The organism is Candidatus Hamiltonella defensa 5AT (Acyrthosiphon pisum), assembly GCF_000021705.1.
Lineage (GTDB): Bacteria > Pseudomonadota > Gammaproteobacteria > Enterobacterales > Enterobacteriaceae > Hamiltonella > Hamiltonella defendens.
The window spans coordinates 361,992-378,362 of sequence record NC_012751.1 but is presented as its reverse complement, the minus strand read 5'-3'; the positions used below and the strand labels follow the sequence as shown (position 1 = coordinate 378,362).

At 40.1% G+C, this 16,371-nt stretch carries 14 protein-coding genes, 1 tRNA gene and 2 pseudogenes; 10 read left to right on the top strand and 7 right to left on the bottom strand.

Features of this window, described 5'->3' with window-relative positions; genetic code table 11:
* The first annotated feature begins 95 nt into the window (after positions 1-95).
* Positions 96-1,211: a molecular chaperone DnaJ gene (gene dnaJ, locus HDEF_RS01890; RefSeq protein ID WP_012738088.1), complete on the top strand. Its 1,116-nt coding sequence runs from the start codon at positions 96-98 to the stop codon at positions 1,209-1,211.
* Between the two features lie 78 nt (positions 1,212-1,289).
* Complete coding sequence (gene nhaA / locus HDEF_RS01885; RefSeq protein ID WP_012738087.1) at positions 1,290-2,456, top strand: Na+/H+ antiporter NhaA; 1,167 nt, start codon at positions 1,290-1,292, stop codon at positions 2,454-2,456.
* 242 nt (positions 2,457-2,698) lie between these two features.
* Here the strand turns inward: nhaA and rpsT are convergent.
* Positions 2,699-2,959 (bottom strand): annotated as a pseudogene (gene rpsT, locus HDEF_RS01880) (30S ribosomal protein S20); the annotation flags it as partial.
* A 203-nt stretch (positions 2,960-3,162) separates the two neighbouring features.
* Here rpsT and fis point away from each other — a divergent pair.
* Positions 3,163-3,462 (top strand): DNA-binding transcriptional regulator Fis, encoded by a 300-nt coding sequence (gene fis / locus HDEF_RS01875; RefSeq protein ID WP_012738084.1) that lies wholly within the window; start codon positions 3,163-3,165, stop codon positions 3,460-3,462.
* Positions 3,463-3,543: 81 nt separating this feature from the next.
* Positions 3,544-4,947 (top strand): glutamate--tRNA ligase, encoded by a 1,404-nt coding sequence (gene gltX, locus HDEF_RS01870; RefSeq protein WP_012738083.1) that lies wholly within the window; start codon positions 3,544-3,546, stop codon positions 4,945-4,947.
* A gap of 159 nt (positions 4,948-5,106) precedes the next feature.
* On the opposite strand, the pseudogene HDEF_RS13695 reads toward gltX, so the two are convergent.
* The 3 genes and pseudogenes from HDEF_RS13695 to envC form a co-directional block, all read right to left on the bottom strand.
* Positions 5,107-7,105, bottom strand: a pseudogene (locus tag HDEF_RS13695) (tRNA(Met) cytidine acetyltransferase TmcA).
* A 37-nt stretch (positions 7,106-7,142) separates the two neighbouring features.
* A complete protein-coding gene (locus HDEF_RS01860) occupies positions 7,143-7,595 on the bottom strand; it encodes a DUF441 domain-containing protein (protein WP_012738082.1) in 453 nt (150 codons plus the stop codon).
* A 104-nt stretch (positions 7,596-7,699) separates the two neighbouring features.
* A complete protein-coding gene (envC, locus tag HDEF_RS01855; protein WP_044612244.1) occupies positions 7,700-8,947 on the bottom strand; it encodes a murein hydrolase activator EnvC in 1,248 nt (415 codons plus the stop codon).
* A 213-nt stretch (positions 8,948-9,160) separates the two neighbouring features.
* On the opposite strand from envC, the gene rsmI reads away from it, so the two are divergent.
* Together rsmI and HDEF_RS01845 are read left to right on the top strand one after the other, a co-directional pair.
* The gene (gene rsmI, locus HDEF_RS01850) at positions 9,161-10,033 is read left to right on the top strand and encodes a 16S rRNA (cytidine(1402)-2'-O)-methyltransferase (protein ID WP_012738079.1); all 873 of its coding nucleotides are present in this window, start codon (positions 9,161-9,163) and stop codon (positions 10,031-10,033) included.
* A 125-nt stretch (positions 10,034-10,158) separates the two neighbouring features.
* Positions 10,159-10,234 (top strand) — tRNA-Asn (locus HDEF_RS01845).
* 6 nt (positions 10,235-10,240) lie between these two features.
* Here the strand turns inward: HDEF_RS01845 and trmB are convergent.
* Positions 10,241-10,966, bottom strand: coding sequence for a tRNA (guanosine(46)-N7)-methyltransferase TrmB (gene trmB, locus HDEF_RS01840; protein ID WP_012738078.1), 726 nt, complete (start codon positions 10,964-10,966; stop codon positions 10,241-10,243).
* A 125-nt stretch (positions 10,967-11,091) separates the two neighbouring features.
* Between trmB and mutY the strand changes: the two genes are divergently transcribed.
* From mutY to cgtA, 4 genes are read left to right on the top strand one after another with little or no spacing between them, the layout of a single operon-like run.
* Positions 11,092-12,186 (top strand): A/G-specific adenine glycosylase, encoded by a 1,095-nt coding sequence (gene mutY / locus HDEF_RS01835; protein ID WP_012738077.1) that lies wholly within the window; start codon positions 11,092-11,094, stop codon positions 12,184-12,186.
* Positions 12,179-12,451, top strand: coding sequence for an oxidative damage protection protein (locus HDEF_RS01830; protein WP_012738076.1), 273 nt, complete (start codon positions 12,179-12,181; stop codon positions 12,449-12,451). The genes mutY and HDEF_RS01830 overlap by 8 nt, the downstream gene beginning before the upstream one ends.
* Positions 12,452-12,483: 32 nt before the next feature.
* Positions 12,484-13,563, top strand: a complete 1,080-nt coding sequence (gene mltC / locus HDEF_RS01825) for a membrane-bound lytic murein transglycosylase MltC (RefSeq protein WP_012738075.1) — start codon at positions 12,484-12,486, stop codon at positions 13,561-13,563.
* Between the two features lie 3 nt (positions 13,564-13,566).
* Positions 13,567-14,655 (top strand): Obg family GTPase CgtA, encoded by a 1,089-nt coding sequence (gene cgtA / locus HDEF_RS01820; protein WP_012738074.1) that lies wholly within the window; start codon positions 13,567-13,569, stop codon positions 14,653-14,655.
* Positions 14,656-14,686: 31 nt separating this feature from the next.
* Here the strand turns inward: cgtA and erpA are convergent, their stop codons facing one another.
* Positions 14,687-15,031, bottom strand: coding sequence for an iron-sulfur cluster insertion protein ErpA (gene erpA / locus HDEF_RS01815; protein ID WP_012738073.1), 345 nt, complete (start codon positions 15,029-15,031; stop codon positions 14,687-14,689).
* A 57-nt stretch (positions 15,032-15,088) separates the two neighbouring features.
* On the bottom strand, positions 15,089-16,135 hold the full coding sequence (gene pyrC, locus HDEF_RS01810) for a dihydroorotase (RefSeq protein ID WP_044612442.1): 1,047 nt from the start codon (positions 16,133-16,135) through the stop codon (positions 15,089-15,091).
* Positions 16,136-16,371: the final 236 nt, after the last annotated feature.

Below are 16,371 nucleotides of genomic sequence, written 5' to 3'. Positions count from 1 at the left end.
TCGGGCCTACGAATCGTCAAATAATGCTACGTTAAAAGCCATCACGGGCGTTGAGGAAACTCTGCGCCCGTGTATGCTATCTCAAGGCGGAAAAAATGAGTAAGAAAGATTATTATGAAATTTTAGGTATTGCTAAAAATGCAAACGAGCAAGACATTAAAGATGCCTATAAACGCTTAGCGAAAAAATATCATCCCGATCGTAATAAAGATAAAGACGCAGAAACAAAATTTAAAGAAATGAAAGAAGCGTATGAAGTTCTTTCTGATCAACAAAAAAGAGCGGCTTATGACCAACATGGTCATACGGCTTTTGAACAGAGCGGAATGGGAGGTGGATTTCACAATTCTTCAAATTTTTCCAACGTTTTTAATGATGTCTTTAGTGATTTTTTTGGAGGACATCAACAAAGAACACAACGTGGCAGAGATCTGAGGTATACCCTCAATTTAACCTTAGAAGAAGCAGTACGTGGGGCGAGCAAAGAAATTCATATCACTACTTTAGTACACTGTGAGCACTGTAAAGGAAGTGGTGCTAAACAGGGCACTCGCCCAGTGACCTGTACGACCTGCCGAGGTGTAGGAGAAGTGCATATGCAACAAGGGTTTTTTACAATACAACAAACCTGTCCTCGTTGTCATGGCCAGGGTCAAATGATCAAAGATCCTTGTCGTCAATGTCGTGGACAAGGCAAAGTCGAAGAACCAAAAACATTTTCTGTTAAAGTCCCGGCGGGAATAGACTCGAATGATTGCCTCCGTTTAAACGGTAAAGGCGAAGTCGGAGAAATGGGTGCCCCCAGTGGTGACCTTTATGTTCAAATTCATGTAGATCGTCATCATATTTTTGAACGTTCAAAGAATAATCTATACTGTAAAGTGCCTATCAATTTCACGACTGCTGCTCTAGGAGGAGAAATCGAAGTCCCCACTCTGGATGGCGCCATAAAATTAAAAATACCTCCAGAAACTCAAACAGGTCAGTGTTTTCGTATCCCTAATAAAGGCATTAAACCTGAAAAAAAGACGCCAGGTGATTTATTCTGTACGGTCTTTATTGAAACACCTGTTCATCTCAATGAAAAACAAAAGAAGCTACTAAGGGATCTAGATCAAAGCTTTTGTGAAACTTCCTCTAAAAAAAATACCCCTGAAACTAAAAAGTTTTTGGAAAGTATGAAAAAATTTTTCGATAATTTAACTCATTAATCAATCATGATTTTTTTCTGTTTGCGTCAAAAAAGTCAATATGGCCACTTTTTATTTTTTTGATTAATAGGAGTTTTTATGAAAAATGTGATTCGTCAATTTTTACGCCTAGAAGCCTCTGGTGGGATTATTTTAATCATCGCTGCCGTCATTGCAATGGGGATGGCAAACGGTCCCTTGCGAGATCTGTATCAATCATTTCTTGATATCCCCATCACATTCAGAATTTCCACATTAGATATCAGCAAATCTTTACTGCTCTGGGTTAATGATGGCTTGATGGCCATTTTTTTTCTTTTAGTGGGCTTAGAAGTAAAGCGTGAATTAATAGAAGGTTCTCTTGCAGGTCGTGATAAAGCCCTCTTCCCTGCAATTGCCGCTTTGGGGGGAATGTTAGCACCCGCCATCATTTATTTGCTGTTTAACGGTTCAGATGAGCTTACTCGTCAGGGATGGGCTATTCCTGCAGCGACAGATATTGCTTTTGCTTTAGGCGTGATGGCACTTTTAGGAGATCGTGTCCCTAACAGTTTAAAAGTATTTTTATTGGCATTAGCGATTATTGATGATCTTGGAGTCATCATTATCATTGCTCTTTTTTATGCGGCGAATCTTTCTTGGCTGGCGTTTGGTATTGCTGTTGTTGCGACGGTTTTTCTGGCTTGTATGAACTGGCGAGGGGTCGATAAAACTTCATTATATTTATTGATTGGTTTTATATTGTGGGTCAGTATTTTAAAGTCGGGTATTCATGCCACCTTGGCAGGAGTGCTGATTGGTTTTATGATCCCTTTGCGCACCAAAAAAAAACATTCACCTTTAGAGAAATTAGAACACGGTTTACATCCTTGGGTGGCTTATCTGATTTTGCCTTTGTTCGCTTTTGCTAACGCCGGCGTTTCTTTGTCTGGCGTTTCTTTTTCAGGATTGACTTCATTGCTGCCGTTGGGCATTGCCACTGCACTAATAATCGGCAAACCTTTAGGTATTTTCATTTTTAGCTGGATTTCGGTTAAGACGGGGATTGCAAAATTACCTAATTCAATTCATTTCAAACATATTTTTTCGGTTTCTGTGCTCTGTGGTATTGGATTCACCATGTCGATATTTATCGCGTCATTGGCTTTTGACAGCTCCCATTTAGAATTAAATACCTATTCGAAACTGGGTATTTTACTGGGCTCGACGGTATCTGCTGTTTTAGGTTATAGCCTTTTAAAGGTATTTTTACCGAAAAAACACTAAAAAGCCAAGAAGGGAAGACATTAAGCATTTGACTTGAAAAATAAAAAATTACCTCCGTGCCTGTTTGAAACCTTTTGTTTGTTGCTTATCCTTCATCGAAAGCGCACTCAAAGTGCGCATTTACTCTACGTTAACTGCGCTTTTCACTCGTTTGGGCCTAGCGTGCAATTATTTCAAACAGGCTTTTCAGGTGCCTTGAATTCACAGCCCTCGCTTCTTCTCTTTTTCAACAGGCTATCCTCAGACATTGCATTAATTTGCGCTGTTAGGTTTGATTTATGACGCGCGGCCTTATTTTTGTGTATTAATCCTTTGCAAGCATGACGATCAATGATGGGCTGCATTTGAGCAAACGCTGTCTCTGCTGCTTTTTTATCGCCAGAAGAAATGGCGGCATATACTTTTTTGATAAAAGTACGCACCATGGAACGACGACTGGCATTATGTTTGCGACGTTTTTCAGATTGAATAGCACGTTTTTTCGCTGATTTGATATTGGCCAAAGCTAACTCCCAAATAAATTGATTGAATATAAGTTAAAAGCCGTAAAATTTGCCTTTTTACTGTTTGCTTGTCAATAAATTTTATCCTCAATAAAGAAAACTTAATGCTATTTTTTTCAAAACCGATTCTTTATTCTTAAGATGAAAATGCGTACTATGTCGTCCCTTTAAAAAATTTTATATCAATCCAAAAGAGCTGAGCTATGTTCGAATATCGTGAAAATTACGACGTATTCATTTCTAACAGCACCAATATGGAAAATCATTCCATGAAAACACTTCTTCGTGATTCAGTAAGACAGGCATTGAAAAATTATTTTTTTCAATTAAACGCTCAAAATGTGACCAAACTTTACTCTTTGGTATTAGCTGAAGTGGAACAACCTCTCCTTGAGATGGTAATGGAATATACTGAGGGTAACCAGACTCTTGCTGCCAACATGATGGGTATTAACCGTGGCACTCTACGTAAAAAATTAAAAAAATATGCCATGGATCAGTGAATCCATTTGAATCACTTTATTAAAAGCAGGCAGAAATCTCTTCTGCTTGGCTCAAATAAAGAAATAAAGGCATCAATCTTAATGAAAATAAAAACCCGATTTGCTCCCAGCCCTACAGGATATCTTCATATAGGTGGAGTACGCACAGCGCTTTATTCCTGGTTATTTGCGCATCATATGGGTGGTGAATTTGTACTTCGTATTGAAGATACTGATCTCGAACGTTCTACTCAAGAAGCCATTGATGCGATTATGGATGGCATGAATTGGTTAAATATAGGCTGGGATGAAGGACCCTACTTCCAAACGAAACGAATGGATCGCTACAATAGCGTCATCGAATCCATGCTGAATAATGGAACGGCGTACAAATGTTATTGCAGTAAAGAACGTTTAGAAAAATTACGTACAAAACAGATGATGGAGGGTTTAAAACCCCGTTACGATGGGAGATGTAGACATCATCAAAATCCGCCCTCTGATAAAACACTTTCGGTTATTCGTTTTGGTAATCCAGAAGAAGGTTTTGTTATTTTTAAAGATAAGATCCGTGGAGAAATTAAATTTAGCAACAAAGAATTGGACGATCTCATTATTCGTCGCAGCGATGGTTTACCCACATATAACTTTTGTGTCGTGATTGATGACTGGGAAATGGGTATTACTCATGTGATTCGAGGTGAAGATCATATTAATAACACGCCTAGGCAAATCAATATTTTAAAAGCGTTGAATGCACCTATTCCAGAATATGCTCATGTTTCCATGATTCTCGGAGAAAACGGTCAAAAATTATCAAAACGTTTTAATGCTGTTGGTATCATGGAATATCGTGATCAAGGTTATCTCCCTCAAGCACTACTCAATTATCTGGTTCGTTTAGGCTGGTCGTATGGTGACCAGGAAATTTTTTCTGTCGATGAGATGAAAACGCTTTTTACCCTGGAGGCGGTCAGTAAATCTGCGGCCAGTTTTAATACAGAAAAATTACTTTGGTTAAACCATCATTATATTAATCATTTGCCAACAGAAGAGGTGGCGGTACATCTTGCCTGGCATATTGAAAAAGCAGGATTCAATACTGATCAAGGCCCTGAATTGGTTGAAATAGTCAAATTACTAGGCGAGCGCTGTAAAACTTTGAAAGAAATGGCTGAATCCTGCCGTTATTTTTATGAGGAGTTCGAACAATTTGATGAAAATGCAGCAAAAAAACACCTGCGAGCGCAGGCATATGAGCCTTTGTCACAGGTTCGCATCAAATTGGCTGCTCTTTCTGAATGGGCAAAAGAAGAGATCCAAAATGCAATTGAAAGTACTGCAAAGGAACTTGGAATAGGGATGGGAAAAATAGGGATGCCATTACGGGTTGCGGCTACAGGCCAAGCTCAATCTCCTGCTTTACATCTGACTATCCATGCCATCGGTCAAGCCCGAACATTAGCTCGTATTGAAAAAGCACTGACGCTGATTGCTTCTGGATAAATTTACTCCCTGACAATCTCTGACTTCCCTACATAAATTCTTGATGTAATCGAGAGATTTTTTTGAGCTATTGTCTGTTTGTATCTCATCGGTATCATATCTAGCAAAGAGCATTGGCCGTTCAGGGCCACAAATTTGAAAATAATCAACCCACATTAATTATTTGTTTTCCACCCAAGCTGCCCAGGCAATCGATTTCTCTTTATCTAAACAAGATACAGCTTGCTTGACTTCATTTCGCAAACAGACAATAAGTGCTTTTCGGCCAGTGAAATCAAGGGATCCAATGGGGTGACTTTGTGATGTATGTTTTTGTAAGTACTTGCGTAAATGAATAAGAGAACAAGCGCTTTTTATGCATCGTTGTTTTAATAAACGTTGTAATGACGCCAAACTTGCAGATAAGGGGCGGTGGGCAAAAGCAAAACCTGCGAGCTCACGCCAATCTTCTTCATTCAGTTCTTGTGACTCCTCTTTCTTTTCCAAAACAAATGGGAAGTTCGCTTTTAACCACGGGGCATCTCGAATCATTTGTTTTTTTGCGGCTTCATAAAGATGCTCTCCTGCCGGGCTGAGTGGGAATATGGCCATCAACGTGCAACAACCACTACAGGTGTCATTGTGGGATCCTATACGTACCACTTTAAATCCACAGGCCATCCAAAAATCATTTAATTCACGTTCATAACCAAAACTGACAGAAATAAAATCCAAACCTGCCTGTTTTGCACGTGTGATTTCAAATAAGATCATTTGCTTGGCAATGCCTTGCCGGCGATATTTTTCCATGACAGCAATTCGACTGATGCGTCTTGAGCGTAATGTAGGTGACCACCACTGCCCACTGTGTGCCGACAATGATTGGGCAACCAAACTCCCGGGAGGGCGACGATGTCCAGCCCAAATCTCTCTCGCTAATCGCTCATCTAAGCCTCCTTCATCGACTAACCATAAAACCGCTAAAATACAATCTCCGGATAAAGTCGCCGAAAAGTGCATCCCGGGCGCATCCATAAGACGACGTAAATCTCTTGTTGAAGTCCGATAATGGGCATCAGAGAGCAATCTTATAAAATGCTTGCAAAAAACGAGGTTGAGATAACTCGTCTGATTGCGTAAAAGCGATGATTTTTTTGGGTAGATGCTCTTCGAGCTCAGTCGGGATTGTATTCAACATCATTATTTCATTTAACATCTGCTCTAGTGGATCACTTTTTGCCCATCGTATAGGTTGGTTTAAAGTCAACCATTGCGCCTTTGGAAACTGAGAAAATAATTTCAATACAAAGGCATGTCCTGTGCCTTCATAGCCATCTATGGTCGTGGTCAGCAAAATCCGCTGAAAATAGCCTAATAATTTCGATAAGAGCGCAATAGGGAAAGAAGCCGCTTCATCAATCACCAACCAATTGACGTGGTCCACCTGATGTTTCAGACAGTCATTCAACAGTGCATCAGGCGCTACAAAAGTGATCTCTTTACCAGAGTGATTTTTTAAAATTTGAATCGCAGATTGTCTCGGCGCTGTTACCCAACAAACACCGGAACATTGTGAAAGAAACATCCCCGCTAAAGTCGATTTTCCACGTCCTCGAGCCGCAGTCAGTAGCCAAGTGCCCGTTTTTGCGCTCAGCAATGTATTTAAAATGGTTTGTTGTTCTGAAGTTGGCTGCCCTATAGGCGCTCTCCATTTTGGCCGTTTTATGTCTATGGGGAGCTGAGGTGACGATCCTTGCCGCCAATAGGCAACTTCTTGGTGAGATAAAAGTATCCTTTGAAAATGAGAGATAAAATAAGGGGTAGGAATAGGATGTTTTTGCTCGCTCCAACGAAGGCTATCTCGATCTGGCATCCTGTGCCAGGAATCCCAGTGTGGCAACAACATTAACAACCAACTCCCTGCTTTCAGAACGCCTGCTAACACGGCCAAGGCATCGATATCTAACCCTTTTGTGGCATCAAAAACGCCATGCAATCGTTCTTGGCCCAGTAACTTTTTCACTGACTTAGTGCCAATCAGGGGATCTGTGCTTAAACGAGCGTCACCCACCCATATCCAATCGCCCTGTAACCACTGGCAAAAAGCTTCGGCGGTTTCTAAGCACCAGCGCGTATCGCCGCTGATGATTAATAAACGACGGATACCTTGTGCTCGCATTTTTATTTGATGCGTGACCCATTGCGTTTTCACTAAATTAAAACTTGCCAAGTGCGAGTGAAAGCAGCCCCGCTGCAATCAAAGGTCCCACAGGCACGCCTTTAAAAAACGCCACACCTAAAATGGTGCCCACCAGCAAACCTGTCACCACTGAAGGTTGATGACTCATCAATGAAACCCCTCGCCCTCCTAACCAAGAAACGAAGACACCAATGAGAATGCCCAGGATGGATTGCCAGTGAGTGAAAGAATTAAAAATGTCCCGCGCATTGATTTTTCCACTGGCAATCGGCGCTAACACAGCGATAGTTAAAATGAGGATCCCGGCTTTTAATGCATATTTTTCAACCCAGGGAAAAATCAGGTTTGGATAAATAAAAGACAGAAAAAACAAGCACACTACAGAGATGCTCAACGTCATGTTTTTGCTGATTAGACCCAGTATTGCAAATAGTAATAAAACAAAGAAAGTGGAACTAAAAAACATCATTTAAGATCCTTGATGGCTATAATTTGAAATGACAATGTAAGGTAATCAAAAAAGTGAACAAACAATATTGACGATGAAATAATCAACAGAATAATGAATCGTTGTTATTTTTTAAGCCAAAGCCGTGGATTGACCGCTTGACCTTGTCGACGTATTTCAAAATAAAGCGCAGGTTTCCCTTCCAAAGGGCTGCTGCCCGCTAACGTGATGGTTTGCCCTGCTTTCACCTGTGTATTTAATTTAACCAATATTTTTTTATTATAACCATATAAACTCATGTCCCCTTTACCATGCTCTATGACTACCACCAGACCGTATCCCTGTAGCCAATCAGCCAATAAAACATAGCCATCAGCGATGGCTTTTACGGGTTCACCTTCATTTGTGGCAATGACCATCCCTTTCCAACGCAGTTCACCCTGTAGTGATTCACCAAAATGATGAAGCAGAGTGCCTTTTACGGGCCAGCTTATTTTCCCTTTGGGTGCTCCTATTCCTGAGGTGAGAGATACGAGAAAACGCTCACGATTATTAGGCTGATATTTCTTGCCTTTTTTTTCTTCATATTCATGACGAATGTGAGCTTCTCGTTGTGCCTTGAGGATGGCATTTATCAATTGTGTTTCATATGATTTCAAATGATCAAGAGAGATCTTCTCCTTTTCAATAGAGGATTCTAATAATGATAAATTTTTTTCATGTGCCCGCGAAATTTTTTTAAATTTTATCTGTTGCGTTTTTTGCTGATCTAATAATGTGTTCTGTTGATTTTTTTTCTTTATTAATATGCTTTTTTTTTCGCTTAAATTGATTTGAGTATTTTTTAACTCATTAACAGAGTTGACTCGGGCCTGATTCAAATAATCTATATAGGCAAGCACACGCCGAGAAAGGTGGCTTTCTTCACCTTTTAATAAAAATTGTACACCGTGCGTTTTCCCTTGCTTAAAAGCAAAATCGAGTTGTTGAGCAAGCATCAACTGTTGTGCTTTCAGGCTGTTTTTTAAGGCATCAATAGACTCTGAAAATTCAGTGATTTCTTCATTGATTTTATTTATGGCGTTTTTTGAAAGAGCTAATGTTCGCTTCAGTTTTTCAATCTCTTTTTCTTGTTTTTTTAATTGACTCAATAATTGATGCCGTTTTTTCTGTTTCTCCTGAACCGTTTTTTCTTTTTTTTCGATTTCCTGTTGAAGTGTTTCAAGTTGTACTTTTTTGTCACTGTTTTTTTTATAGAGCAATAGATCAGAGGCTCCCAAAAAAGAGGAGGCTAACAGGGAAATGCCCAATAAAAAAAAGGGGCATAAAACCTTAATCATCGGCTTCGATTTAAAATATGCCCTATAAAACATGCATCTCCTTAGAGACTTTTTGAAATTGAGCTCAATATATTGCAGGGTGTTTTTATATTTTTGAAACCATGATCGATTTTTTTCATTCATTTGCTTTTTTTAATGGCGAAAAACATGTTATTTCGAATCATCTTAAAAAATTTTTTTATTATTAATCATATTTTATTTATTAAAAATAATAATTATTTTACGATATATTTTTTGGGATAAAAAATGCATCAATATAATGAGCAAATCGTTTTTGCTTCCACGTTTTATGTCATTGCCACCCCCATCGGGAATTTAGGGGATATCACACATCGAGCTTTAAGTGTACTAAATCATGTTGATCTGATTGCAGCAGAAGACACCCGTCATACAGGTCTTTTACTAAAGCATTTTAATATTAAGGCCACTCGGCTATTTGCATTGCATGACAATAACGAACATCAAAAAACAGGTGTCTTGCTTGAAAAATTAAAAAATGGTCAGAGTATTGCGCTGGTTTCGGATGCGGGCACACCATTAATCAGTGATCCGGGTTATCACCTGGTTCGCAGTTGCAGAGAGGAAGGCATTCGTGTTGTGCCATTACCTGGGGCTTGCGCTGCGATTGCGGCGTTATCTGCTTCAGGAATTGCTTCAGATCGTTTTTGTTATGAAGGATTTTTACCGTCAAAAGCTCCATCGCGTCAAAACGCGCTCAAGGCATTAATTGAAGAAAAGAGGACCCTGATTTTTTATGAATCACCCCATCGTATACTCGACAGTTTACAAGATATGGCCTCAATATTTGGGGAAGAACGTTATGTGGTGCTTGCTCGGGAGCTCACTAAAACTTGGGAATCGATTTATGGGGCGCCTGTTCAACAATTACTCAATTGGATAAAAGAGGATAAAAATCGTCATCGTGGGGAAATGGTGCTTATCATGGAAGGCCATCGAATCAAATCCGACAATTCTTTGCCTCATGCGGCATTAGAAACTTTTCGTTTATTACATTCTGAGCTTTCCATCAAAAAATCAGCGGCTTTGACCTCTAAAATTCATCATGTCAAAAAAAATGCGCTTTATCGTTATGCCTTGGATAATAACTGGCAAGATTAAGATGAAAATAAAACCGATCTGTCATCATTAAACTATTGAGCCTCAATTTATATTTAAATTTCTTGCCATAATTTAGCGTTGACAGTACAAAAGCGACTGGATATCATGCGCCTCGTTCAATCTATTCCTCTGTAGTTCAGTTGGTAGAACGGCGGACTGTTAATCCGTATGTCACTGGTTCGAATCCAGTCAGAGGAGCCAAATTTTTTACTCCCCCTTTTTCAGGCTTTCTTTAGTTATTTTTTCAAATACCAAATCCCAAACACCATGACCTAGTTTTTTACCTCTGGTTTCAAATTTGGTTAAAGGTCTTGATTCAGGTCGTTCTACATAGTCCTCACTAACAGAAAGGTTTTTGTAACCGTCGATCGTTGAAATAACTTTGAGCATATGTTCGGCATAAGGCTGCCAATCGGTCGCCATGTGACACCATCCTCCCACTTTTAATTTGCGTTTCACCAACTCTAGAAAAGGGCGTTGTACAATACGCCTTTTATGATGTCGTGCTTTATGCCATGGATCAGGGAAGAATAATTGCACTTTTTCTAGAGAATGATCTGCAATCATATGTTTGAGTACCTCAACGGCGTCATGACAAATAATTCGCACATTCGTCACATGGGCGGCATGAGCTGATCTCAAACAGGCGCCTATGCCAGGTATATGAACTTCCACCCCTAAAAAATCCTGTTCTGGGTTCAGTGTCGCTGTAGTGACCAGAGAATCCCCCATACCAAAACCGATTTCTAATACAAGTGGCGCTTTGCGCCTAAATAATTGAGTCGTGTCAATCAAGCTGTTTTGGTAGTCCACACCCATTTGGGGCCAGTATTGATCTAAAGCCCATTTTTGCGCTTTTGTTAAACGCCCCTGACGACGTACAAAACTACGGATGGGTCGTAACGCCTCTGTTTCTTTTAAAATTGATAACATATTGTGTTTTATCTTTGAGAAATAAAAAAAGCGCCAGTTTACAGTTTCAAGACTCTATGCTGCAATATCAGAAAAAAACGGTATGATTTGAACTCATTGAGTTTATTGGTTGGATACCAATTGGGATGCAGGCAAAAAAATTTTCAGAAATGTTAGTTAACTGGTATCACCAACATGGCCGGAAAACTTTGCCATGGCAATTAAATAAAACCCCTTATCGTGTATGGCTTTCGGAAGTCATGTTGCAACAAACACAGGTTGTAACCGTGATCCCTTATTTTCAGCGTTTTGTGACGCGCTTCCCAAATATCAAAGCCCTCGCTCAAGCCTCTTTAGATGAAGTATTACATCTATGGACAGGTCTGGGGTATTATGCTCGTGCGCGAAATTTGCATAAGGCCGCCCAAACGATCTTTGCTCAACATCAAGGGCAATTTCCTTTGGCTTTTTCAGATATCATTGCATTACCAGGTATTGGCCGATCGACCGCCGGTGCTATTTTGTCGTTGGCGATGGGGCAATCTTTTCCTATTCTGGATGGAAATGTGAAAAGAGTATTGGCCCGCTGTTATGCAATAGAGGGTTGGCCAAACAAAAAAGAAGTGGAGCAAACATTATGGAACCTCAGTGAAGAAAGGATGTTGCTTTCTGATGCTGCGGCATTTAATCAAGCGATGATGGATCTTGGCGCGATGATATGTACTCGCTCTACGCCTAAATGCACGATTTGCCCGCTACAGATCGGTTGCTTGGCCTTTGCGAATCACAGCTGGGCTGATTATCCTGCTAAAAAACCTAAAAAAATACGCCCTGAAAAAACCGCGTATTTTCTTTTGATACAAAATGGAGAACAGATTTGGCTTGAACAACGCCCACCTATCGGCTTATGGGGTGGTTTATTTTGTTTTCCAGAGTTTAACAAAGCTTCAGAGCTCGCTCTTTGGTTGAACATTCGTGGGCTGAAAGAAGAAGATTTATCTCCTCTGGCGCGCTTTCGTCACACTTTCACACATTTTCATTTAGATATTCTGCCTTTTTTACTCAAAACAAAAGGCTTAAACAACAGATGTATGGAGAAGGAAAGAGGTCTTTGGTATCACTTATCTGAGCCTCCATCAATAGGATTGGCGGCTCCGGTGAAACGTTTGCTACTACAGCTGAATATGAACAATAAAAAATGCTCGCATAAAAATAAAAAAAGGGAAAACAGATATGAGTAGAACTATTTTTTGTACTTTTTTAAAAAAAGAGGCAATTGGACAGGATTTTCAAATTTATCCAGGGGATATAGGGCGACGTATTTATGATGACATATCTCAAGAAGCCTGGTCACTTTGGTTAAACAAACAGACTATGCTGATCAATGAAAAAAAGCTGAGCATGATTCATCACGAAGATAGGGCATTACTAGAGCGTGAAATGATTCAGTTTTTGTTTGAAGGTAAGGATGTACATGTCTCGGGATACATTCCACCTAAAGACTAGACCTCTTTTTTTGTTTAAATCTGGTTCATAAAATGAAGAAAATAGCGATTTTATTTCTGATGATCCTCCTATTGATTTCTTGTTCAAAGAAAAAAAATCAAGAAAATCATTTAGATTACATCAAAGACACAAATAGCTTTGATATTTTAATGGGGCAATTTGCACACAATATTGAAAACATTTGGGGATTTAATGAAATATTAATGGCAGGTCCTCAAGATTACGTCAAATATACAGATCAATATCAAACTCGCAGTCATATTAATTTTAAAGCAGGCAGTATTACAGTTGAGACCATAGCCACCATAGATCCTAAAAGCCATTTAGGTAACGCTATGATTGCAACCTTACTGATGGGAGATGATCCCACTTCTGTTGATCTGTATTCAGACCTCAACGACATCACCATCAGTCAACATCCATTTTTATATGGCCAAGTATTGGATAACCATCACCAACCCATTCGTTCCCAATGGGCTGCACGGCATTTTGCCGATTATCTGTTAAAGACAAAAATACAGAAAAGGCGCTCTGGGATACACTTGATCTGGTCAATCACGTTAAAGCTGGTACCCAATCATATCGATCAACGAGCCAGAAAATATTGGCCTTTCATCAAGCATGCATCAGTGAAATATGGGATTGAAACCTCCTTGATTTTGGCGATTATTCAGACTGAATCCAGTTTTAACCCTTACGCTGTCAGCTCTTCTGACGCATTAGGTTTAATGCAGGTGATGAGACACACCGCAGGGAAAGATGTTTTTCAGATGAAAGGCAAAAATGGGCAACCGAGTCGAAGCTATCTGTTCAATCCTAAAAATAACATTGATGTTGGTACCGCTTATTTGTTTATTTTAAAAAACAGCTATTTGAAAGCCATCAGAAACCCCATTTCTCGCCGTTACGCGATTATTACGGGTTATAATGGGGGAGCGGGCAGTGTATTGCGCGTATTTGCCAAAGATAAAAACAAAGCCATTCAGGTCATTAACCGAATGAAACCAGATGATGTGTTTCATATACTCAGCACTCGGCATTCAGCCAGCGAGTCACGTCGTTATTTGCTGAAAGTGAACCGTCTTCAAAAAAAATATCTATATAAGGGATAAAAGATGAAATTTGTTGATGAAGCCAGTATTCAGGTTGAATCAGGGGATGGAGGCAATGGTTGTGTCAGCTTTAGAAGAGAAAAGTATATCCCTTATGGTGGCCCTAATGGAGGTGATGGAGGTGATGGTGGGCATGTTTATCTTATCACGGATGAGAATATTAATACTCTGATTGATTATCGTTTTGTCCGAATATTTCGTGCTGAAAGCGGTCATAACGGGCAAAGTTGTGATTGCACAGGCAAAAGAGGCCAAGACATTACCCTTAAAGTGCCCGTGGGGACGAGGGTACTGGATTGCGCCACTGGTGAAATTCTGGCTGATATGGTCCGTCGAGAACAAAAGGTCATGGTTGCAAAGGGAGGTTTTCACGGATTGGGAAATACCCGCTTTAAGTCTTCTATCAATAGAGCGCCGCGTCAAAGAACATTAGGCAGCCTCGGTGAAAAAAGAGATCTCACTTTAGAATTACTTTTGCTGGCAGATGTCGGTTTGTTAGGTTTGCCAAATGCAGGGAAATCCACTTTCGTTCGATCCATCTCGTCTGCAAAACCTAAGGTCGCAGATTATCCTTTTACCACCTTAATTCCGAGTTTGGGGGTTGTTCGGGTGGATCAAGCAGAAAGCTTTGTGGTTGCTGATATCCCAGGGCTCATCAAAGGTGCCGCACAAGGAGCCGGTTTAGGGATCCATTTTCTAAAACACCTGGAACGCTGCCAAGTATTATTACACTTAGTGGATATCGTGCCTATTGATGGCTCAGATCCTGCTGAGAATGTAAAAATGATCGTCAACGAATTAGAGCAATATAATACCAATCTTGCTGAGAAACCCCGTTGGCTTGTGTTTAACAAAGCCGACGTTTTGTGTTCAAAAGCAACAGAAGAAACGGCCAAAAATATCGTCAAATCCTTAGGATGGAACGAAAAATACTACATCATTTCTGCCACAAAGAGTACGGGTCTTGATCCTTTATGCCGTGATATCATGAATTTCTTAAAATCTCATCCTCGAATATTATCTGACTCAAAAAATGCACCCGATAAATCTGAATTTATCTGGGATAATCAGCATGAGACTCATGAAAAGTGATGGAAAGATTCAGGGTGTCAAAAATGCGGGACTAAACGCTAAAAGAAGAGCCGCAACCACAGGTGGTTTTAGCATTGAGATTTTTTACAATAAAACGTGAATATTCTATGCTTTCAACATAATCTACGATACCCCCTATTAAGTACCCCAAACTCAAGGGATCCACGACAAGAGAAACACCCTGCTTATTAATCGCCAGATCTCCTTCGTTAACTTTATCGTCTAAAGTAAACATATATTTAAAACCATTACAGCCACCCCCCTCAACGTAAACCCGAAGCTTTTTATTGGAATTATGTTCATTGGCAATCAACTCTTTAAATTTACGAGCCGCAGCTTCTGTAAAATCTAAAGGCAATCGGGTTGGATGATTCATTTTGTGTACTCAAATTTGATCAGTTGTTTTACAGTTAATTTATCCATACGGCGGGTTTTACTTTTTGATAGACCAATTTATTTGCTCACCCGCTAAAAAAGGAATGAGAGACTCTTTTCCAATCAAAATTTCTTTCGGCTGAATAAAAGGAACCTTGATTAATTCAATGAAATCTTGATTTTCTGGTAATCCATAAAAATGAGCACCATTAAGAGAACAAAAAGCTTCTAAATGTTCTAATGCGTTCATCTCTTCAAAAATAGAGGCATAAATAGGCACAGCGGAAACCGCATTAAAAACACCAGCGCAACCACAGGCGGACTCTTTATTTTTTTGAGTGTGCGGTGCCGAATCCGTGCCAAGAAAAAAACGAGGGTGTCCGCTAGAAACTGCGTCACGTAATGCTTTTTGGTGCTCACTCCTTTTCAGGATGGGCAAACAAAATAAATGCGGGCGGATCCCGCCTGCCAGCATATCATTACGATGAAATAATAAATGCTGAGGCGTGATGGTCGCTCCCAAAAAGCGCCCTCCTTCCTTAACATAATTCACCGCTTCTTTTGTTGTTACATGCTCAAAAACGATTTTAAGCGCTGGAAAATGTTTTCGAAGGGGCTCTAATACCTGTTCGATAAAAATAGCTTCTCGATCAAAAATGTCTACCTGTTGAGAAGCCACTTCGCCATGTACCAACAATGGCATCCCCAGCTTTTGCATCTGTTCAAATAAGGGATAGAGGGCCGGAATATCAGAAACCCCTTTTGAGGAATTTGTCGTAGCGTGAGCAGGATACAATTTAGCGGCAGTGAATATTCCTTGTTCAAAACCAGATGTCAATTCTTTAACAGGAAAGTCATCTGTCAGATAACAAGTCATCAAAGGGAGAAAAGAGTGCCCAGAAGGCAACGCATTTAGAATGCGGTTTTTATACTCAACCGCTTCTCGCACCGTTTTGATGGGGGATATTAAATTTGGCATGATGATTGCACGACGAAAGACCGCACTGGTATAAGGCAGTACTGCTTGAAGCATGTCACCATCCCTCAAGTGAACATGCCAATCATCTGGGCGACGAATTTTAAGTATTTGCGACACTATAGTTATCTCAGTTTTCAAATGTGAAGCAGGTCTAGTATCGTTGCTACTTGACTTCTTCTGGCCTACCGGCAGGAACACTGGCATGATGGATGGCATTCTGTGTTCCTGCCGGTGTACTGTCTTCAGAAATAAATGAAGAAGGCTGCCACCTCCAATTCGTCGGAAAAGACACCGCTTGATCGATCACAAAGACTTTTGTTACAGGGGCGAAAACCTGTTTTTTTTCAGATTCTGTGGCGGCA